16 protein-coding genes and 2 pseudogenes are annotated in these 19,340 nt (G+C 73.1%); 8 read left to right on the forward strand and 10 right to left on the reverse strand.

All coding sequences use genetic code 11. The features are described 5' to 3' along the window. Positions 1 to 44 precede the first annotated feature (44 nt). Complete coding sequence (locus FHS37_RS23435) at positions 45 to 782, forward strand: FAD:protein FMN transferase (protein ID WP_184824861.1); 738 nt, start codon at positions 45 to 47, stop codon at positions 780 to 782. Between the two features lie 224 nt (positions 783 to 1,006). Here FHS37_RS23435 and FHS37_RS23440 read toward each other — a convergent pair whose 3' ends face one another. Genes FHS37_RS23440 through argC form a run of 5 tightly spaced genes read right to left on the reverse strand, consistent with a single transcriptional unit; the run spans position 1,007 to position 5,873 of the window. Next, positions 1,007 to 1,546 carry an arginine repressor gene (locus FHS37_RS23440; protein ID WP_184824466.1) on the reverse strand — a complete coding sequence of 180 codons (540 nt, stop codon included), beginning with the start codon at positions 1,544 to 1,546 and terminating at the stop codon, positions 1,007 to 1,009. 7 nt (positions 1,547 to 1,553) lie between these two features. Then, positions 1,554 to 2,759, reverse strand: a complete 1,206-nt coding sequence (locus tag FHS37_RS23445; protein ID WP_184824863.1) for an acetylornithine transaminase — start codon at positions 2,757 to 2,759, stop codon at positions 1,554 to 1,556. Between the two features lie 8 nt (positions 2,760 to 2,767). After that, positions 2,768 to 3,700 (reverse strand): acetylglutamate kinase, encoded by a 933-nt coding sequence (argB, locus tag FHS37_RS23450; protein ID WP_184824468.1) that lies wholly within the window; start codon positions 3,698 to 3,700, stop codon positions 2,768 to 2,770. Continuing rightward, complete coding sequence (argJ, locus tag FHS37_RS23455) at positions 3,697 to 4,848, reverse strand: bifunctional glutamate N-acetyltransferase/amino-acid acetyltransferase ArgJ (protein ID WP_184824471.1); 1,152 nt, start codon at positions 4,846 to 4,848, stop codon at positions 3,697 to 3,699. Before argJ ends, argB begins: the two co-directional genes overlap by 4 nt. Then, on the reverse strand, positions 4,845 to 5,873 hold the full coding sequence (argC, locus tag FHS37_RS23460) for an N-acetyl-gamma-glutamyl-phosphate reductase (RefSeq protein ID WP_184824472.1): 1,029 nt from the start codon (positions 5,871 to 5,873) through the stop codon (positions 4,845 to 4,847). Before argC ends, argJ begins: the two co-directional genes overlap by 4 nt. Before the next feature lie 214 nt (positions 5,874 to 6,087). On the opposite strand from argC, the gene FHS37_RS23465 reads away from it, so the two are divergent. Continuing rightward, positions 6,088 to 6,621 carry a hypothetical protein gene (locus tag FHS37_RS23465; protein WP_184824474.1) on the forward strand — a complete coding sequence of 178 codons (534 nt, stop codon included), beginning with the start codon at positions 6,088 to 6,090 and terminating at the stop codon, positions 6,619 to 6,621. Positions 6,622 to 6,692: 71 nt separating this feature from the next. Here the strand turns inward: FHS37_RS23465 and FHS37_RS23470 are convergent, their stop codons facing one another. Then, positions 6,693 to 9,182 (reverse strand): alpha-L-arabinofuranosidase family protein, encoded by a 2,490-nt coding sequence (locus tag FHS37_RS23470; protein ID WP_184824476.1) that lies wholly within the window; start codon positions 9,180 to 9,182, stop codon positions 6,693 to 6,695. Positions 9,183 to 9,330: 148 nt separating this feature from the next. On the opposite strand from FHS37_RS23470, the gene FHS37_RS23475 reads away from it, so the two are divergent. Further along, a complete protein-coding gene (locus FHS37_RS23475; protein WP_184824478.1) occupies positions 9,331 to 9,771 on the forward strand; it encodes a DUF6314 family protein in 441 nt (146 codons plus the stop codon). Here FHS37_RS23475 and FHS37_RS39780 read toward each other — a convergent pair. The 3 genes and pseudogenes from FHS37_RS39780 to FHS37_RS23485 all read right to left on the reverse strand — a co-directional run bounded on the left by FHS37_RS39780 (position 9,753) and on the right by FHS37_RS23485 (position 12,631). After that, positions 9,753 to 10,338, reverse strand: a pseudogene (locus FHS37_RS39780) (histidine phosphatase family protein). The gene FHS37_RS23475 and the pseudogene FHS37_RS39780 overlap by 19 nt on opposite strands. Before the next feature lie 133 nt (positions 10,339 to 10,471). Next, the gene (locus FHS37_RS23480) at positions 10,472 to 10,909 is read right to left on the reverse strand and encodes a GNAT family N-acetyltransferase (protein WP_184824480.1); all 438 of its coding nucleotides are present in this window, start codon (positions 10,907 to 10,909) and stop codon (positions 10,472 to 10,474) included. 288 nt (positions 10,910 to 11,197) lie between these two features. Next, entirely contained in the window at positions 11,198 to 12,631 is a 1,434-nt protein-coding gene (locus tag FHS37_RS23485) for an aminotransferase-like domain-containing protein (protein ID WP_184824482.1), read from the reverse strand. Between FHS37_RS23485 and FHS37_RS23490 the strand changes: the two genes are divergently transcribed. From FHS37_RS23490 to FHS37_RS39790, 4 genes and pseudogenes are all read left to right on the forward strand, one after another. After that, positions 12,630 to 13,547: a DMT family transporter gene (locus tag FHS37_RS23490; protein WP_184824484.1), complete on the forward strand. Its 918-nt coding sequence runs from the start codon at positions 12,630 to 12,632 to the stop codon at positions 13,545 to 13,547. The genes FHS37_RS23485 and FHS37_RS23490 overlap by 2 nt on opposite strands. A gap of 89 nt (positions 13,548 to 13,636) precedes the next feature. Next, positions 13,637 to 13,831 (forward strand): DUF1918 domain-containing protein, encoded by a 195-nt coding sequence (locus FHS37_RS23495; protein ID WP_184824486.1) that lies wholly within the window; start codon positions 13,637 to 13,639, stop codon positions 13,829 to 13,831. A 1,018-nt stretch (positions 13,832 to 14,849) separates the two neighbouring features. Beyond that, a complete protein-coding gene (locus FHS37_RS23500) occupies positions 14,850 to 15,710 on the forward strand; it encodes a 3-hydroxybutyryl-CoA dehydrogenase (RefSeq protein ID WP_184824488.1) in 861 nt (286 codons plus the stop codon). A gap of 686 nt (positions 15,711 to 16,396) precedes the next feature. After that, positions 16,397 to 16,613 (forward strand): annotated as a pseudogene (locus FHS37_RS39790) (IS5/IS1182 family transposase); the annotation flags it as partial. A 184-nt stretch (positions 16,614 to 16,797) separates the two neighbouring features. On the opposite strand, the gene FHS37_RS23505 reads toward FHS37_RS39790, so the two are convergent. Beyond that, positions 16,798 to 18,414, reverse strand: a complete 1,617-nt coding sequence (locus FHS37_RS23505; protein WP_184824490.1) for an ADP-ribosyltransferase domain-containing protein — start codon at positions 18,412 to 18,414, stop codon at positions 16,798 to 16,800. A gap of 240 nt (positions 18,415 to 18,654) precedes the next feature. Between FHS37_RS23505 and FHS37_RS40585 the strand changes: the two genes are divergently transcribed. Continuing rightward, the gene (locus tag FHS37_RS40585; protein ID WP_184824492.1) at positions 18,655 to 19,335 is read left to right on the forward strand and encodes a macro domain-containing protein; all 681 of its coding nucleotides are present in this window, start codon (positions 18,655 to 18,657) and stop codon (positions 19,333 to 19,335) included. Positions 19,336 to 19,340 lie beyond the last annotated feature (5 nt).

The following is a 19,340-nucleotide window of genomic DNA, read 5'->3' on the forward strand; positions in this document are numbered from 1 at the left end:
GGTCCGCCGAGGCTCCCGCCGCGGTACGTCATGTGGAGGAGACGATGGGGACCGTCTTCTCCCTCGACGTCCGCGGCGGGGAACCCGGTGCGGTGCGCGCGGCGCTGGAGGCGGCGGTCGCCGGACTGCGCCGGGTCGACGAGGTGTTCAGCACGTACCGCGACGACAGCCAGGTCTCCCGCCTGGCGCGCGGCGAGCTGACCGTCGCGGAGTGCGATCCCGAGGTCGCCGAGGTGCTGGCGCTGGCCGCGGAGGCGGAACGGGTGAGCGACGGCTGGTTCAGTCCGCGCTACCGGGGCCGGCTCGACCCCACCGGCATCGTCAAGGGCTGGGCCACCGAACGGGCGGCCCGCACGCTCGCCGCGGCCGGGGCGACGGGGGTGAGCGTCAACGGGGGCGGGGACGTCCAGCTGCTGGGGGCGCCGGGGGCGGGGCGGCCGTGGCGGGTGGGGGTGTCGGACCCGTTGCGTCCGGGTGGGCTGGCCGCTGTCGTCTCGGCGGCCGGGGCGGACGAACTGGCCGTGGCGACGTCCGGGACCGCCGAACGGGGGGATCACATCGTCGATCCCCGTACGGGGCGGTCGGCGGTGACCGACCTTGTCGCCGTGACGGTGGTCGCGCCTCGGCTGACCTGGGCGGACTGCTGGGCGACGGCGGCGTTCGCGATGGGCTCGCGGGAGGGGTTGCGGTGGCTGGAGTCCTTGCCGGACGCCGAGGGCCTGCTGATCACCGCGGGTGACGAGGTGCGGTGCACCGGAGGGCTGGCGGATCGGCTGGGATGAGCGGCGCCCCGGGGTGGACGGCGCCGCGGCTGAGGCGCCGGCGCGTCACCCACCGCGTTCGCGGGGTGCCTCCCGGGCCCTCGAGGCACCGGGGAGGCACGACTGCCCGCGGGCCGGGGCGGGGGCCGCTCGACGGGCGGTGCCGCACCCCCTCGGGGCGCGGGGAACCGCGCGACCGGCCAGGGCGCACCCGCGGTCGGCGGTCCGCCGCCCCGTCGTCCCCTTCAGTGGCCGTTCTGGGCCAGCCTGAGCAAGTGGTCCGCCAGGGCCTGGCCCCCCGTCGGCTCCCTGCTGATCAGCAGCAACGTGTCGTCGCCGGCGATCGTGCCGAGGATGTCGTGCAGTTCCGCCTGGTCGATGGCCGAGGCGAGGAACTGGGCCGCGCCGGGCGGCGTGCGCAGGACCACGAGGTTCGCGGAGGCCTCCGCGGAGATCAGCAGCTCCTGGGAGAGCCGCCGCATCCGCTCCTCCTTGGCGGACTCCCCCAGCGGCGCCCGGGGGGTCCGGAAACCCCCCTCGCTCGGCACCGCGTAGATGAGGTCGCCGTCGGTGTTGCGGATCTTCACCGCGTTCAGCTCGTCCAGGTCCCGGGAGAGCGTCGCCTGGGTGACGCTCAGTCCGTCGTCCGCGAGCAGCTTCGCCAGCTGGCTCTGGCTCCGCACCGGCTGCCGGTTGAGGATGTCCACGATCCGGCGGTGGCGTGCGGTGCGGGTCTGCGGCACGGCGGGCCCGGCGTTCCGGTCCTGGTCCTGCTCCTGGCTCATCGTCGTCTCATTCTCCGGATCGTCCTTCCCCGCCTGCCCGGCCGGCCTCGTCCAGGATGCCGGGCAGCGCCCCGAGGAAGGCGTCCACCGCGTCGTCCCCGAGGGTCAGCGGCGGCATCAGCCGTACGACATCGGGGGCGGGCGCGTTCACGAGGAAACCGGCGTCCTGAGCCGCCTGTTGCGCCCGGGGCGCGAGCGGCTCGGTGAGCACGATACCCAGCAGGAGGCCCGCACCCCGGACATGGGCGACCAGCGGGTGGCCGGTGGCCTCGATTCCGTCGCGGAGTTTCTCGCCCTGCCGCTTGACGTTCTCCAGCAGCCCCTCGTTCTCGATGGTGTCGAGAACGGCGAGTCCGGCGGCGCAGGCGACCGGGTTGCCGCCGAAGGTCGTGCCGTGCTGGCCGGGCTCCAGCAGGTCGGCCGCGCGCCCGAAGGCGACGGTGGCGCCGAGCGGCAGCCCGCCGCCGAGCCCCTTGGCGAGGGTGACGACGTCCGGCAGGACGCCCTCGTGGGCCTGGTACTCGAACCAGTTGCCGGTCCGCCCGATGCCGGTCTGCACCTCGTCCAGCACGAGCAGCGCCCCCGTGGCGGCCGTGATGGCGCGGGCGGCCTTGAGGTAGCCGGGCGGGGGCACCACGACCCCCTTCTCGCCCTGGATCGGCTCGATGATCACCAGTGCCGTGTCCTCGGTGACCGCGGCGGCCAGCGCCTGCGCGTCGCCGTACGGGACGTGCGTGACGTCCCCGGGCAGCGGCAGGAACGGCTCCCGCTTGCCGGGCTGGCCGGTGAGCGCGAGGGCGCCCATGGTCCGGCCGTGGAAACCGCCGTCGGTGGCGACCATGTGGGTCCGCCCGGTCAGCCGGCCGATCTTGAACGCGGCCTCGTTCGCCTCCGCGCCCGAGTTGCAGAAGTAGACCCCGCCCTCGCGGCCGAAGAGCTGGAGGAGCCGCTCGGCGAGCGCGACGGGCGGTTCGGCGACGAACAGGTTGGAGACGTGGCCGAGGGAGGCGATCTGCCGGCTGACGGCCTCGACCACCGCCGGGTGGGCGTGGCCGAGCGCGTTGACCGCGATGCCGCCCACGAAGTCGGCGTACTCCCTGCCGTCGGCGTCCCACACCTTGGCGCCCTCACCGCGCACCAGGGGCAGCCGCGGGGTGCCGTAGTTGTTCATGAGCGCCCCCTGCCACCGGGCGGTCAGTTCCTGGTTGGACACGGCGTTGCTCACGACTCCCCCTGTGCGTCCGGCGCTTCGTCTGTATCCGGCGTCTCGTCGGGCACGACCATGGTGCCGATGCCCTCGTCCGTGAAGATCTCCAGCAGGATCGAGTGCTGGACCCGGCCGTCGATGACGCGGGCGGTGGTCACGCCGCCCCGCACGGCGTGCAGACAGCCCTCCATCTTCGGCACCATGCCGGAGGACAGCTCCGGCAGGAGCTTCTCGAGCTGGGACGCGGTGAGCCGGCTGATCACCTCGTCGGAGTTCGGCCAGTCCTCGTACAGGCCCTCGACGTCCGTGAGGACCATGAGGGTCTCGGCGCCCAGTGCAGCAGCGAGTGCCGCAGCCGCCGTATCAGCATTGACGTTGTAGACATGGTGATCGTCCTGGGAGCGGGCGATCGACGAGACGACCGGGATGCGGCCGTCGGCCAGCAGCGCCTCGATCGCGCCGGTGTCGATCTCGGTGATCTCGCCCACCCGCCCGATGTCGACCGGCTCGCCGTCTATCTCGGGCCGGTGCCGGGTGGCGGTGAGGGTGTGCGCGTCCTCGCCGGTGAGGCCGACGGCGAGCGGTCCGTGCCGGTTGAGCAGTCCGACCAGCTCCCGCTGCACCTGCCCGGCCAGCACCATCCGTACGACGTCCATGGCGTCCTCGGTGGTCACCCGGAGGCCGGCCTTGAACTCGCTGACGATGCCGTGGGTCTCGAGTGCCCGGCTGATCTGCGGGCCGCCGCCGTGCACGACGACGGGCCTGAGGCCGGCGTGGTGCAGGAAGACCACGTCCTGCGCGAAGGCGGCCTTCAGCTCCTCGTCCACCATGGCGTTCCCGCCGAACTTGATGACGACGGTCTTGCCGCGGTGCCGGGTCAGCCAGGGCAGCGCCTCGACGAGGATCTGCGCCTTGGGGAGCGCGGTGTGTTTGCGGGTGGTGGTCATGACGAGTAGGCGCTGTTCTCGTGGACGTAGTCGGCGGTGAGGTCGTTGGTCCAGATGGTGGCGGTCTCGGAGCCGGCGGCGAGGTCGGCGACGATGTGCACCTCGCGGTAGCGCATGTCGACCTTCTCCCGGTCCTCGCCGACGCCGCCGTTCTTGCACACCCAGACGCCGTTGATGGCGACGTTCAGTTCGTCGGGCTCGAAGGCGGCCTTCGTCGTGCCGATCGCGGAGAGCACACGGCCCCAGTTGGGGTCCTCGCCGTGGATGGCGCACTTGAGGAGGTTGTTGCGGGCGATGGAGCGGCCCACCTCGACGGCGTCGTCCTCGGTCGCGGCGTTGATCACCTCGACCTTGATGTCCTTGCTGGCGCCCTCGGCGTCGCGGACGAGCTGCTGACCGAGGTCGTCGCAGACGGTCCGTACGGCCTCGGCGAACTCCTCGTACCCCGGGGTGGCTCCGGAGGCGCCGGAGGCGAGCAGCAGCACGGTGTCGTTGGTGGACATGCAGCCGTCGGAGTCGACCCGGTCGAAGGTGACCTTCGTCGCGGCGCGCAGGGCCTTGTCCAGGGTCCCGCCGTCGAGGTCGGCGTCGGTGGTGAGGACGACGAGCATGGTGGCGAGGCCGGGGGCGAGCATGCCGGCGCCCTTGGCCATGCCGCCGACGGTCCAGCCGTCCTTGGTGACGACGGACGTCTTGTGGACGGTGTCGGTGGTCTTGATGGCGATGGCGGCCTTCTCGCCCCCGTGCTCGGAGAGCTGGGCGGCGGCGGTCTCCACGCCCGGGAGGAGCTTGTCCATCGGCAGGAGCACGCCGATGAGTCCGGTGGAGCAGACGGCGACCTCGCCCGCGCCCGTCCCCAGCACCTCGGCGACCTTCTCGGCGGTGGCGTGGGTGTCCTGGAAGCCCTTCGGGCCGGTGCAGGCGTTGGCGCCGCCGGAGTTGAGGACCACGGCCGACAGCTGCCCGCTCTTGAGGACCTGTTCGGACCAGAGCACGGGCGCGGCCTTGACGCGGTTGGAGGTGAAGACGCCGGCGGCGGCGCGGCGGGGGCCGGTGTTGACCACGAGGGCCAGGTCGGGGTTGCCGTTCTCCTTGATCCCGACGGCGACGCCCGCCGCCGTGAATCCCTTCGCTGCCGTCACACTCACGGCGCAACTCCGATCGTCGTCAGCCCGGTGGTCTCGTCGAGCCCCAGGGCGATGTTCATGCTCTGGACGGCACCGCCCGCGGTGCCCTTGGTCAGGTTGTCGATGGCGCTGATCGCGATGATCCGCCCCGCGGCCTCGTCGTACGCGACCTGCAGCTGAACGGCGTTGGAACCGTGGACGGACGCAGTCGCGGGCCACTGGCCCTCGGGGAGGAGGTGGACGAAGGGCTCGTCGGCGAAGGCCTTCTCGTAGGCGGCCCGGACGGATTCGGCGGTGGCGCCGGGTCCGGCCTTCGCGCTGCAGGTGGCGAGGATGCCGCGGGGCATCGGCGCGAGGGTGGGGGTGAAGGAGACGGAGATCCGCCCGCCCGCGACCGCGGAGAGGTTCTGGATCATCTCGGGGGTGTGCCGGTGCCCGCCTCCCACGCCGTACGGCGACATGGAGCCCATGACCTCGGAGCCCAGCAGGTGCGGCTTGGGCGTCTTGCCGGCGCCGGAGGTGCCGGACGCGGCGACGATCACGGCCTCGGCCTCGGCGAGCCCCGCCGCGTACGCCGGGAAGAGGGCGAGCGAGACGGCGGTCGGGTAGCAACCGGGGACCGCGATGCGCTTGGACCCCTCCAGCGCGGCGCGGCCGCCCGGCAGTTCGGGCAGGCCGTAGGGCCAGGTGCCGGCGTGCGGGGAGCCGTAGAACCGCTCCCAGTCGGCCGCGTCCTTCAGCCGGAAGTCGGCGCCCATGTCGACCACGAGCACGTCCGGCCCGAGCTGCTCGGCGACGGCCGCGGACTGCCCGTGCGGCAGCGCGAGGAAGACGACGTCGTGTCCGGCGAGCGCCTCGGCCGTGGTCGGCTCCAGGACCCGGTCGGCGAGCGGCAGCAGATGCGGCTGCAGCGCTCCGAGCCTCTGTCCGGCGTTGGAGTTGCCGGTCAGGGCGCCGATCTCGACCCCGGGGTGCGCGAGCAGCAGACGCAGCAGCTCCCCGCCCGCGTACCCACTCGCTCCGGCCACTGCGGCACGTACGGTCATGGAACCTCCTCCTGGACGGCATGACTATACGCATCACTGCACTTTTATGCAACGCCATGCGCGGCGGCGCCGAGCCGGTCGGCCGGTGGTCGGAGGGCGCCTCACCCGGCGGACGGAGTCGGCCGGGCCTCCCGGAGGACGCCGGGGGGACGGGGCGGCCACGACGATCGAGGAGTACGTGAATCCCAAAGTCCTCGTCGATCGGAGCCATGTCGTGCTGAAGCCGGTTCTGCGCGCCGCCGCCGTTCTCGCCCTCGTCGCCGCGGTCGCGGCCCCGGCCGCCGCGTCGCCGCCGGCGCCGCCCTCGACCTCCGAGGTCTCGCTCCGGGGGACGGCGCGGCTGGGTTACCCGGTCGCCGAGGAGGAGGTCCGGGTGACCGTCGACGCCCACGCCGCCTTCGGTGCGGGCAGCTTCCCCACCCGCTCCTGGGGCACCTTCCGCATCTCCCACGTCGTGGACGGCCGGGACCACTGGGGCGTCTTCGAGGTGGACTGCCTCACCAGCGGCGGCCCCACCGCCACCGTGACCGGCCGGCTCGTCCGCACGAGCCCCGGCCACGTCTGGCGGAAGGAGCTGGAACCGCACACCCGCATGGGCCTCGGCTTCTACGTCCCCGGGGGCGGCACCGCCCGCGTGGGCCTGTCCGGAGCGACGGCCGAGGGGGAGCCCCTGCTGACCCGGTGCATGGCGCCGGCCGCCGACATGGAGGTGGTCGACGGCGGCTACAGCTTGCGGGGGGCGCGCTAGGCACCGCCCGCCCGGTGAGGCGGCGGGCCGCCGTCCCCACGGGGGTGGAACGGCGGCCCACCGCTTCCGCACTACCTCTGCTTGATCCTCAGGAACGTCACCGAGTTCGCCGGGAACGTGTACGTGAACTCGTCCGCGACTCCCCGGAAGGTGGACGTCACCGGGGTGACCGGGGTGTCCGTCTGCGTGTTCACCGCGTCCGCGTCGGCGGCCAGCGTGGTCACGCGGGCCCTGGAGGCGACCTCCGCGCCGCCGAGGTCGATCGTCGTGCGGGCCTCGGCCGGCTGGGCGTTGACCACCTTGACGATCAGGTCACCGGTCCGGTCGTCCTCCGTGACCACCTGGCGGAACGGCTCGGCCGGCTTGTCGTCGGTGAAGCTGCCCCACTCCTGGCCGTCGAGGTAGAGGGTGACCTGGCGGCCCCGCACCTTGACGTCGATGTCGTAGGCGCGGCCCGTCTCGATCGACCCGGCCTTGGAGATCAGCGTCGACTTGCCCCCGTCCACGGCCTGCTCGACGGCGGACTGGGTGTTGTTCCAACCGCCCAGGTTCCACCAGTAGTAGTTCCCGGTGTCCTTGACGCCGAAGGCGACGAGGAAGCCCTCCTTGCCGGACTTCTTGGTGGCCCTCACGTGCAGGTCGTAGTTCTGCCAGGCCGGGTCGCCCGCTGTGACCAGGGTGTTCTCGGCCGTCTCGTCGGTCTGGACGTAGGCCCCGTCCCGGACGGTCCAGCTGCCGCCGCCGCGGTGCGTCCACCGCGCGGCGTCACCGGAGAAGTCGTCGCTCAGCAGCGTCGTGCCGTCGGCGGCGGTCACCCTCACGTCGTCGTACGCGGCACTGGTCGCCCAGGTCGAGAGGCCGACGGCGCCGGCGATGGGGCCGCTGACGTCCGGCGTGGTGGTCGCCCTCGACGGGACCACGCGGTCCCCGACGTTGTTCATGAACAGCTTCTGGACCTCGTAGTTGGCCGAGCCCCAGGAGGCGTGGTTGTTGAACCAGATCATGTCCGGCGACCACTGGACGTAGTCCTCGTTGGCCAGCAGCGGCGCGTACGAGGCGAGTTCGACGACGTCCGCGTTGCGCTCCAGACCGGTCATGAACGCGGCTTCGGCGAGGGCGTTCTTCCAGGCGTTGCCCTGGGAGGCGTACTCGCCGAGGAAGACCTTCGGGCCGTTCCTGTCGTAGGAGTCGTAGCGGTCGTTGTTCTGCAGGAACCACTGCGGGCTGTTGTAGTAGTGCTCGTCGACCATGTCGACCTCGCCCTCGCGGTTGAGCTGCCAGGCGGTCTCGAAGGTCGTGCCGGAGTCGTCCGGGCCGGAGTTGGAGATCACGGTGATGTCCGGGTGCTCCGCCTCGATGGCGGCCCGGAACTGCTGGAAGCGGGCGAAGAACTCCCTGGGGAGGTTCTCCTCGTTGCCGACGCCGATGTGGGTGAGGCCGAAGGGCTTCGGGTGGCCCATCTCGGCGCGCACCTTGCCCCACTCGGAGGTCGCCGGGCCGTTGGCGAACTCGATGAGGTCGAGGGTGTCCTGGATGTGCCGCTTCAGCAGCGCCTCGTCGTCGGTGGCCCTGTTCTGGCCGCAGCCGGTGACCAGGGCGGGTACGACGGGCAGCGGCATGGCGCCGATGTCCTCGGCGAAGCGGAAGTACTCGTAGTAGCCGAGGCCGTAACTCTGGTTGTAGCCCCAGAAGTTCGCGTTGGTCGCGCGCTCCTCGACCGGGCCGACGGTGTCCTTCCACTGGTAGGAGCGCTTGCGCTGCCAGCCGGAGGCCTCGCTGTAGTCCTCCATGGATCCGGTGTTGACGATGCATCCGCCGGGGAAGCGCAGGAAGCCCGGCTCGAGGGCCTCGATCTTCTCGGCGAGGTCCTTGCGCAGGCCGTTCGGCTGCCGCTTGTAGGTGTCGCGCGGGAACAGCGACACCATGTCCAGGGCCGCGGCGGAGGAGGAGGCGACGGACAGACGGCCGCGGCTGCTGGTGCGGGACGCGGTGAACGTGGCCTCGTACTTGGCCCAGTCGCCCTTCACCGCCACCCGGCGGGCGGTCGCGAGCTGCCCCGCGGCGTCCTTCAGGCCGACGGTGAGGGTGGTGCCGCCCTCGGCGCGCGCCCACACGGAGAAGTCGTACCGCTTGCCCTTCTCCACGCGGATGCCGGTGTTGTAGCCGGCGTTCGTGACGGAGGAACCGGCGCCCAGGGAGAGGTAGGTGCGGTTGCGCTCGTTGAGTCGGCCGGAGTCGTTCACCGCCTCGGCCGTGCCGCCGACCGTCCAGGAGGTCAGGGGGGTGTAGGAGGCGTTGTCGGCGGCGGAGTACTCGAAGGACCGGTTCTGCACGAGCTCGGCGTACAGACCGCCGTCGGCGGCCCGGTTGAGGTCCTCGAAGAAGACGCCGTACATCGTGTCGTCGATCGCCGCGCCCCGGGCGTCCGGGTCGACGGTGATCGTGTAGTCGGTGACGTCCTCGGCGTGCGCGGGGGCCGGGACGAGGGCGGCGGCCGTCAGGAGGGCGGTGGCGGTGAGGCCGAGTCTGAGGCGGGCACGGCTTCGTGCGGTGCGTGACATGGATACTCCGCGGCTCTCTGGGAGTTGGACACTCTGGAGTCGTTCGATATATCGACCATTGACCAGCACTTCGAACGGCAAGATAGAGAGGAGGCAGGGGCGCGTCAATGGGGCGTGCGGTACGGAGACCACGCGAGGGCGGGACGGGATGGGCGAGTTCTGGCCGGTACCCGACGTGCTGGCCTACCTGAGCGGCCGCTGGCGCGTGGAGCGGACCGTGCGCGACCTGGCGAGCGGCGACCGCGGGCGCTTCGAGGGGACGACCGTTTTCGGCCCGCTGGAGGGCGGCGGCCTGCTGCACCGGGAGTCCGGCACCTTCACCTGGCGGGGCGTCGCCCGGCCCGCCGAGCGGACCCTGCGCTTCCTGCCGGGACCGGGCGGCACGGCGGACGTGCGGTTCGCGGACGGCCGCCCGTTCCACGACCTGGACCTCACGACGGGGCGGCACGTCGCCGGTCACCCGTGCGCGGCGGACCTCTACCGGGGCGAGTTCACCGTCCGCGACGAGGACCACTGGCAGACGGTCTGGCGGGTGCGCGGGCCGGCCAAGGACCTGGAGCTGACCACCGGCTACGCGCGCACGGGCTGAGCGGACACCCCGTCGAGGCAGAGGCTCCAGCGGCCCGGCCGGCCACACGGGTCGTCGGCAGCGGGCGGACGTCGATGTTCCAGTACGTCGCCGGCGGTGCCTGCAGCACGTGCACCGGGGCCGCGCGGATCACGGCCACCACCCCGCAGCCGTCCTCCAGGGGCGGGCCGGGTGTCGAGCCAGCCGCCGACGCGCCGGACGAAGTCCGGCAGCGACTCCCCGCCGTGCGGCGTGGCCCGCGGGTCGGTGAGCCAGGCTCCCCCGACCGCCTCCGGCTCCCGGGCCATCGCCTCGCCCAGGGGCAGTCCGCGCCGGCGGCCCATGTATGTCGCAGTCGCACAGGGCGAGCTGCGCCGGCGGGGCGTAGCCGAGGCCGTCCCCGGTGGCACGGCTGCGCGGGGTCGGCGAGCAGTAGCGCAGCTCGGCCGCGGCGAGCGGCAGCAGCTCGTGGGCGACCCGTTGCACCTCGCCCCAGCCGACCCGGTCCAGCGGCCGGTCGTCCCCGAAGCGTTCGGCGAGCGCCGAGGAGCTGCCCGCGGCGGCGACGAACGTGCCCCGAAGCGCCACGCCGCGCATCGTCGGCCGCGGAAGTACGCAGGTCGAGAGGTGTCACCACGAACGTCACCCGGGGTGCGCCACGCCCTGCCCACGGATCGGGATCCGCCGGACGAGCCGTCCGTGACGCGCACCGGCCGCGCGGTCACTCGAAGACGAGCGCCATCCAGTGGTCGGGCCGGTCCAGCGCCCGGAAGCCGAGCCTGGCGTAGACGCCGTGCGCGTCGTGCGTGGCGAGCATGACGCGCCTCAGTCCGCACGGCCGCAGCTCCTCCCGTACGGCCGCCACCAGGGCCGTGCCGACGCCCTTCCCCCGTACCGACGGGTCGACGTACACGTCGCACAGCCAGGCGAAGGTGGCCCGGTCGGTGACGACCCGGGCGTAGGCCACCTGCTCCCCCGACGCCGACACGTAGACGCCGAAGTTGAGCGAGCCCGCGATCGCCGAGTCCTGCTTGTCCCGGGAGCGCCCGAGGGCCCAGTAGGCGTCGGTGGACAGCCACCGGTGCACCCGCTCGGCGTCGATCCGGTCGGGGTCGGTGGAGATCTCGTGGCCCTCGGGGAGGCCGAAGTCGTCGGTCATGCCGGGAGGTTGCCAGGTCCAAGCGTCGGCGTCGAGTGGTTTTCGCAGGTCGGAGGCGCTGTCAGCGGGGGATCAGGTGCTGCGGGCAGGAACGGGGTCACGACCGCCGCCGACCACGACCGGCTGGAGGAGCGGTACGAGGACCTCGTGGAGGCGTACCGCGCCTCCCCCGTCCGCGGCTCGCCGCCGAGGAGCTGCTCCGGGAACCGGAGGCCGAACCGGCAGGCCGCGTCACCGGCGTGACGGCTCCGCAGGCGCCGTCGTACGAGATCGACGGCTGTCCCTTCCTCAGAGCACCTCGTCGCAGGCGGTGCGCAGGCGCCGTACCCCCTCCGTGATCTCCCCGGTGCCCGCCACCGCCGCGAAGCTCAGCCGCAGGTGGCCGGCCGGGGGCTCGGCGCTGAAGTAGGGACGGCCGGGGGCGAGGGCGACGCCGGCGCGCAGGGCGGCGGCCGTCAGGGCGGGCTCGGCCGTGCCGTCGGGCAGCCGCAGCCACAGGTGGTAGCCGCCGGACGGGACGTACGGCAGGGCGAGTTCCGGCAGGCGGAGGCGGAGCGCGGCGGTCATGGCGTCCCGGCGGGCCCGCAGCTCGGCAGAGACCGCGCGCAGGTGGCGGGGCCAGGCGGGCGAGCCGACGAGTTCCAGCGTGGCCTCCTGGAGGGGACGGGGGACGAAGAAGGTGTCGACGACCTGGATGGCCCGCAGCCGCTCCAGCACCGGGCCGTGCGCGACGAGGGCGCCCACCCGGAAGCTGGGCGAGGTCGCCTTGGTCAGCGAGCAGACGTGCACCACGACCCCGTCGGGATCGTCGGCGGCGAGCGGGCGCGGCAGCGGACCCGCGTCCTCGTGCACCAGCCGCCGGACGAAGTCGTCCTCGACCACGAAGGCGCCCGCCGCGCGGGCGATGGCCAGCACCTCGCCGCGCCGGTCGGGTGCGAGCACGGCGCCCGTGGGGTTCTGGAACAGCGGCTGGCAGACGAGGACCCGGGCGCCGGTCGCCCGGAACGCGTCCGCGAGCAGCGCGGGCCGCACGCCGTCCGCGTCCACCGGGACGGGCACCGGGCGCAGTCCGGCCGCGCGGGCGATGGCCAGCATGCCCGGGTAGGTGGGCGACTCGACCAGGACGGGCGCGCCGGGCGGCGCGAGTGCGCGCAGGGCGGTGGTCAGCGCGGACTGCCCGCCCGAGGTGACCAGCACCCCCGCCGCCGTGACCGGTCCCCCGACACTGCGCGCGAACCACTCGCGCAGCTCCGGCAGCCCCTCGACGGGCGGCCTCCCCCAGGCGCCCGGCCTGCGCCCGGCCCGGGCCAGCGCCGCCGCCATCGCCCGCTCCGGCTGCAGGGAGGGGTGCAGATAGCCGCCGTTGAACTCGATCACCCCGGGCGGCGGCGCGGCGAGCGAGACCAGCACCCCGGAGGCGTCCACCGAGCGCGGCACGAGGTCGGCGGCGCCGTCCGCGCTGAGGGCGACCTCCTGCCAGGAGGTGTCCCCGGCGGGAGCGGCCGGGACCCGGGGCTGCGCGCGGAAGGCGCCGGCGCCGGGCCGGGTGACCACCAGCCCCTCGGCGGCGAGCTGCGCCAGTGCCCGGGAGACGGTCACGGGGCTCACCCGGAACCGCTCCACCAGGGCCCGACTGGACGGGAGCTTTCCACCAGGTGAGTAGCGGTCGAGTTCCCGCCGCAGCTGCTCCGCCAGTTCACCGACACTGCTACGCTCGTGCATGAGAACACAGAGTAGCGCTACCGCCGCGCCCCCGATAGCGGTCACCGCCCACCGGGACCGCGCCGGCCTCGGCACCCTCCAGGCCGCCCTCGGCGTCGTCGCCTTCTCCCTCACCTTCCCGGCCACCGCCTGGGGCCTGGAGGGCTTCGGCCCCTGGTCGCTGGTGGCCGTGCGCAGCGTGCTCGCGGCACTGGTCGCGGGCGGCTGCCTGCTGGCCCTGCGCGTCCCGTTGCCGGCCCGGCACCACTGGCCCGGACTCGCGGTGGTCGGCACCGGGGTGGTCCTCGGCTTCCCGATGCTGACCACCCTGGCGCTGCAGACCTCGACCACCGCGCACGCGGCCGTCGTGGTGGGCCTCCTCCCGCTGACCACGGCTCTGCTGTCCGCCCTGCGCGTCGGTTCCCGCCCCTCGCGCACCTTCTGGACGGCGGCCCTCGCCGGAGCCGCCGCCGTCGTGGCGTTCACCGTCCAGCAGAGCGGCGGCGCGCTGACCACGGCCGACCTGTACCTCTTCGCGGCGCTGCTGGTGTGCGCGGCCGGGTACACCGAGGGCGGCCGGCTGGCCCGGGTGATGCCGGGCTGGCAGGTGATCGGCTGGGCCCTGGTGCTGTGCCTGCCGCTCACCGTGCCCGCCGCCGCGGTCGCGCTGACGCTCGAGCCGGTGCGGCTGACCGCGCACAGCGTGACCGGACTGCTGTGGGTGGCCGCGGGTTCGCAGTTCCTCGGGCTGATCGTGTGGTACCGGGGCATGGCGGCCATCGGCATCCCCAAGGCCAGCCAGTTGCAGCTGGCCCAGCCGCTGCTCACACTGGTGTGGTCGGTGCTGCTGCTGAACGAGCACCTGACGGTGGCCGCCCCGCTGACGGCCGCGGCGGTGCTCGTGTGCATCGCCGTCACGCAGCGGGCGCGCGGCTGAGGAGCGCGTACGACCCGCTGCCGGGCGGCGTGCTCCGCCGTAGACTCGAGGCCACGGACCGCCGCTCCCGCACCTGTGAGGAGGCCCCGATGCACGCAACCGTGGGTGACCAGCTTGTCCAGCACGGCAGGGTGGTCGGTCAGCACGACAAGGTCGGCGAGATCGTCGAAGTGATAGGGCAGGAGGGCAACCCGCCCTACCGCGTCCGCTTCGAGGACGGACACGAGGGCGTGTGCTCGCCCGGCCCCGACACCGAGATCCGGCACAAGACCCACCAGCAGTGAACCCGGCGGTGGACCAGCGCGGGGGTCCCGCCGGCCGCCGGTAGCGGTCGGCGACCACCCGCGCCATCGCCCCGACCGGGTCGGGCGCCGCCTCGCGGACGGCGAAGAAGACGTGCCCGCGGGCCGGTGCGTACTCCTCGGCCGGGGCGAGGTGCCGGGACGCCCCGGCCGGGTCCCGCCGGGGCGCCCGCCCTGTACAGCGCCTCCCCCGGGTGGAGCCGGGTCCCCGGGCCCCGTACGACCTCGGCCCGCCAGGGGAGCAGTCCCGCGTGGTCGGCGGTGAGGCCGATGCTCCAGTACCGCCGCGGGCGGACAGATGCAGCCGCTCCGGTTCTCCCGGGCCCACCGGCGGGTGCCCGCGTGCAGGTCGCCGTACGTCCGCACGCCCGCCCGGGTGTCCGAGCCGTCGGGGCCTCCCTGCTCGAGCGCGGTCGAGAGCTCGGGGAAGGGTCCGCGTCGCGCCACGCCCCGAAGGGGTTGGCCCCGAAGCGGGCGCCGGGCCGGATCTCCTTGGTCCCGGCCGCCGTCTCGCGCACCAGCCGGTCGACGTTGTCCCGCCGCCACGCGGCCCGGTCCGGGAAGGCGCCGCCGCGGGCCGCACCTGGGGGATCACGGTGTCGAGCCGGGCGCGGACGGCCGCGTCGAGGTGGGCGACCAGCTCGGCGCGCCGGAGCGCGGCGCCCGGCCCCGGCCGGAAGGGCCGGTCCCGGTTGGTCACGGTGGCCAGTCACACGCCCCGCGTCTCGCCGCCCGGCGCCGCGCGCCGCCCCGGCGCGGGGGTGCCCGCGGCACCGTGGCCGGTGCGGCCGGCGTCACCGCCGCGAACGCCCTGCGTGACACTCGCCCCGTCGTGCCCCCGTGGAACCCCGCCGGACCGCCCGGTCACGGTCCGTCCCGCGCCCGGGATGCCCCACCCGGGCGATCGATCATCGATACTTCGGAGTAACGTGCACGAACGGAGCAGGCACCGGGACCCGGCGGACCTGCCACAGCCGTAAGCAGTAGCGAAAGGGACGATGTGACCGACATCGAACGCGTCGGAGTGGTGGGCTGCGGTCAGATGGGCGCGGGGATCGCCGAGGTGTGCGCCCGGGCCGGACTTGACGTCAAGGTCGCCGAGACCACCGGCGAAGCCCTGGAGATCGGCCGTACCCGGCTGTTCAACTCCCTGTCCAAGGCGGCCGAGCGCGGCAAGATCACCGAGGAGGAGCTCGAGGCCACGCAGGCGCGGCTGAGCTTCACCACGGACCTCGGCGAGTTCGCCGACCGTGACCTGGTGATCGAGGCCGTCGTCGAGAACGAGCAGGTCAAGACGGAGATCTTCCAGGTGCTGGACCAGGTGGTGGCCCGACCGGACGCGATCCTGGCCTCCAACACCTCCTCCATTCCGCTGGTGAAGCTGGCGGTCGCGACCTCGCGGCCCGACCACGTGATCGGCGTCCACTTCTTCAACCCGGCGCCGGTGCAGAAGCTCGTCGAGCTGATCCCGGCGCTCACCACCTCCGAGGGCACGCTGAGCCGGGCCCAGGTCTTCACCGAGAAGGTGCTGGGCAAGCACGCGATCCGCGCCCAGGACCGTTCCGGCTTCGTGGTCAACGCGCTGCTGATCCCGTACCTGCTCTCCGCGATCCGGATGTTCGAGTCGGGCATCGCCAGCCGCGAGGACATCGACAACGGCATGGAGATGGGCTGCGCCCACCCGATGGGCCCGCTGAAGCTGTCCGACCTGATCGGCCTGGACACGGTGGCCTCGGTCGCGCACTCGATGTACGAGGAGTACAAGGAGCCGCTGTACGCCGCTCCCCCGCTGCTGCAGCGGATGGTGGACGCCGGCCGGCTCGGCCGGAAGACGGGGTCGGGTTTCTACACGTACGGCTGACGTCTCAACTGTGGGCCCTGAGCCGGGAGTTCGGCTCAGGGCCCACACGCTTGGCCGTCGTGTGCACGACGCGCCGACGGCCGGGCCGCCGCCGGGTCCTTCCCTGCGGTGCCGCACCGCCCCTCCTCGGGCGGAGCGACGTCCCCGGTGCGACCCTCGGACGATGGTCTTCGGCGTGGGACCCTGGCAGCGGGTGCACGTCACGTCACCGGCTCGGAAGACCGTGCGGCCGGCAGGGTTGATCCCGCACAGCCGGCCAACGGGCCTCCCGCTCCGGGGCCCAGGCAGGTGGTGCGTACACGAAGTGTCGACGGACCCGCATGTCCGGCCAGACCGAGCGCTTCGGCGCCGCGCCGGTGACACCCCTGCCGAAGGCTGTCCCGCGACCACTGGCCGGTGATCACGTCCGGTCGTCCGGGTCGGGCGCCGTGCAGGCAGTTCGTAACCGCTGCTCCTCGGACCGACCGTGTTGTCAGTGGCCCGGGACACGATCACGGCCTCGATGCGCCGGACGGAGATCGTGAGGGACTCGCGGCCGTGGGGGGCGTCGCACAGGCCCCGGCACCCGGCTCGGGACCGGAGGCATCTCGCCGTGACCCCACCCCTGCCTCCCCGCAACGTCCAGGCCGTATCGGGAAAGCAGTCTGCCGACAGACGCGGGCAGCCACCGATGACATGATCTTGATGTGACTGGCGTGATCACGGCGTCGGAGCCCTCCTGGACGGCCCCGTTCGCCGGACTGGGCCCGCGGCCGTTCGGCAAGCTGGTCACCGCACCGCGGGCGCAAGGGAGCCGTCCCGATCCGCGAGGGCCGGCCCTGGAGCCTGCCGTTCCAGGGCCGGGTCCTGCCGGTCGCCGCGTACTGGCGCACGGACCTCACCCCGCGACGACCGGTGCCTCTGTCGACCGGACGTTCGGATGCGTTGTTCGAGCCGGCCGATGCCGTGCCGTGTGCGGACGGCCCGGGGCGCCCGCTGGTGGAGCGGTCGCTGGCGGGAGGGCATCGCCGCGGACACGGTGGGCTGTACGACGCCCCGGCCGCGGGCCCGGCACCGGAAGTCCGGTGCCGGGCCCGCGCCGTTCCCCTCAGGACACCAGCGTCTGCTCCTCCAGCTCGGTCAGCCGCACCGTGCACAGGCCGCCCCGCTCCGCCCTGACGCCCGTCACCTTCAGCTGCGTGCCCGGCGCGAGGATGAACTCCTCCTCCTCGGTGAAGGCGGAGAAGTCGCGGATGCCCACCGCGCGGCGCGGGGTCACCTCGAAGAGCGTCCGCTTGCCCCGGCTGCCGAGGAAGCCCCGGGCCACCTCGAGCCTGGGCGTGCAGGAGGACACGCCCCACCAGGTCACGGTCCGGCCGAGCGGGTACTGTGCGCGCAGGTCGAGCGGCACCCCGCGCCACAGCGACCGCGTGTGCGCGGGGAGCTGCGCGACCGCCGAGAACAGCAGGCGCAGGTACGGGAGATAGGGAACGACCTGGGTCCGGTCGGGGGAACGCAGCACGGCGTTGATCCTCCGGTAGAACACCGACTCGCAGGTGTAGAGGTGGAGGGCGGCGATCGCGTCCGCGGACAGGGCGCCGGCCTTCTCGTCGACGCGCCTCTTGCCGAACGCGTGCGAGCGCTCGACGTGTCGGTCGAGGGTGGGGAGCAGCTCGGTGACCGGGCCGACGGCGTCCCGGAAATCCATGAGCGGGGTGTCGAAGACGCCGGTGATCCCGGGGAGGACGAGGCCCTCGTCCTTGACGCCGGAGAGCCGCTCCAGGTAGAGCTGGTGCAGCTCCATGGTGGACGCGATGAACGCGCCCATCCGTTCGGACACGCCGGCGTCGGCCGCGTCGGCCCCCTCCGCGGTCTTGTCCCATCCCCTGCTCGGCAGCCAGTCGATCGCGTCGGCGCCGACCGACGCGAGCGCCTCGTTGACCATGGCGAAGTGCTCGCCCTCGCAGAAGACGTCACCCTGCGCCGCCGGGTTCGGGTGGTCGAGGTGCCTGACCTCGACCTCGGGGTACTTCGCCGCCAGGCGCTGGACGACCTTCTTCAGGCTGCGCGCGTGCGCCCCCCACCAGGCGAAGACGACTCCGCGGTCCGCCTCGTCGGCGCTCTGCTTGGCCTTGAGGATCTCCTCGACGATCCGCTCGGCGACCGGTCGCCAGAACCTGGTGTGCCGGTCGGCCCCCATCGCCCCGTCCGCGCTGGCGGTGAGGGCCGTGTTCAGCAGCAGCACGCCCTGTGTGAGCATCGCCTGGAACCACTCGGGCGGCTGGACGGTGTCCTGCTGCTCCAGCAGGGCGCGTACGTCCGCGATCGGGGTCTTCTTGGGGATGCCGTACTTCCACATCGCCGCCGCCTTGATGATGCAGCGGATGCTGACGACCCGTCCGAACTGGCTGTCCTTCCAGTCGTGGAAGGTGTTGTCGAACATGGCGATGCCGGTGGCGCTCTCCGGCCGCGGGTACGGGTTCTGGCCGAAGACGACGACCTTCCACTTGTGCGGCGGGTTGGGCTTGAGCGCCTGGAAGGTCAGTTCGCGGACGGGGACGACGCCCGGCCCGCGCCCCGGACCGATGAAGCCGGCCGCTTCCGGCTGCGCCTCGACGACCGGTTTCAGCAGCGGGAGCCACGGTTCGCCGCCGCCTTTGAACAGTTCGGCGAGGGCCAGCGGGTCGCTCGGGTCGGGCGTGGCCGGGGTGTGGGCATCGCTCATGGTCAAGGCGCTCCGGGGAATCGATCCGTACCGACGGGACGCGGCCTGCGAGGCGAACGGTGCACGCGCGAAGTCGTCGCAGGCGGCGGGCAGTTGTCGAGGACCGTAACGGACGGCACTGACATTCGGCTCCGGTGCCGGCTCCCCGGGGGGCTTCGGGGACTCGTACCGCTCCCGATGTCAGTGGCGCGCAGTAGCGTTCCGGGCAGTGGACGCACCGCCTTCTGAACGGAGTTGACGATGACCGTGGACCGAGTGCAGTCGCCGCCCCTCAGGGTGGTCCTGACCGATCTCAACGCGAAGGTGGTGGAGGCGTGGCGGGCGGCGTTCGCCGACACCCCGGGGGTCGAGATCCGCAAGGGATCGATCCTCGACGAGCAGGTCGACGCCTGGGTCAACCCGACCAACTCCAAGGGCCGCATGGACGGCGGGGCCGACGCGGCCATCAAGCGGCACCTCGGGGCCGGCATCCAGCTGCGCGTCCAGCGGGCGATCCGCGACCGGTTCGCGGGCACCCTCCCGGTGGGCAGCGCGGTGTGCGTGCCGTCCGGCGCGGTCAATCCGAAGTTCCTGATACCGACGCCCACCATGGAGGGCTCCTCGCAGAACGTGAGCGAGACCCTGAACGTCGCCCTGGCCTGCGCCGCCGCGTTCCAGGCGATCCACCGGCAGAACGAGGAGGCGCCGGGCAGCATCAAGTCGGTGGCGCTGGTGGGCATGGGCGCCCGCACCGGCCGGGTGCCGGCACGTGTCTGCGCCAATCTGATGTGGACCGGTTACACGTTGTTCCACGACCACCGTTTCGAGGACTACGACGACCTGCGCAGCACGATCACCGCACAACTCGACGACATCGAGGCCGCCCCCGTCACCCGGCGCGTCCGCATCACGCCGCCCGGGTCCTCCCGGTCCCGGCGCTGACGGAC

It is taken from the genome of Streptomyces griseomycini, from assembly GCF_014203535.1.
In the GTDB taxonomy this organism is placed as follows: domain Bacteria; phylum Actinomycetota; class Actinomycetes; order Streptomycetales; family Streptomycetaceae; genus Streptomyces; species Streptomyces griseomycini.

Coding starts and splice junctions, on each gene's coding strand:
- FHS37_RS23505 (WP_184824490.1), bottom strand. CDS start 18,414: ATGAGCGATGCCCACACCCCGGCCACGCCCGACCCGAGCGACCCGCTG.
- FHS37_RS40585 (WP_184824492.1), top strand. CDS start 18,655: ATGACCGTGGACCGAGTGCAGTCGCCGCCCCTCAGGGTGGTCCTGACC.
- FHS37_RS23480 (WP_184824480.1), bottom strand. CDS start 10,909: ATGACCGACGACTTCGGCCTCCCCGAGGGCCACGAGATCTCCACCGAC.
- FHS37_RS23490 (WP_184824484.1), top strand. CDS start 12,630: ATGAGAACACAGAGTAGCGCTACCGCCGCGCCCCCGATAGCGGTCACC.
- argB (WP_184824468.1), bottom strand. CDS start 3,700: ATGACCACCACCCGCAAACACACCGCGCTCCCCAAGGCGCAGATCCTC.
- FHS37_RS23435 (WP_184824861.1), top strand. CDS start 45: ATGGGGACCGTCTTCTCCCTCGACGTCCGCGGCGGGGAACCCGGTGCG.
- FHS37_RS23440 (WP_184824466.1), bottom strand. CDS start 1,546: ATGAGCCAGGAGCAGGACCAGGACCGGAACGCCGGGCCCGCCGTGCCG.
- argC (WP_184824472.1), bottom strand. CDS start 5,873: ATGACCGTACGTGCCGCAGTGGCCGGAGCGAGTGGGTACGCGGGCGGG.
- FHS37_RS23495 (WP_184824486.1), top strand. CDS start 13,637: ATGCACGCAACCGTGGGTGACCAGCTTGTCCAGCACGGCAGGGTGGTC.
- FHS37_RS23475 (WP_184824478.1), top strand. CDS start 9,331: ATGGGCGAGTTCTGGCCGGTACCCGACGTGCTGGCCTACCTGAGCGGC.
- FHS37_RS23485 (WP_184824482.1), bottom strand. CDS start 12,631: ATGCACGAGCGTAGCAGTGTCGGTGAACTGGCGGAGCAGCTGCGGCGG.
- FHS37_RS23470 (WP_184824476.1), bottom strand. CDS start 9,182: ATGTCACGCACCGCACGAAGCCGTGCCCGCCTCAGACTCGGCCTCACC.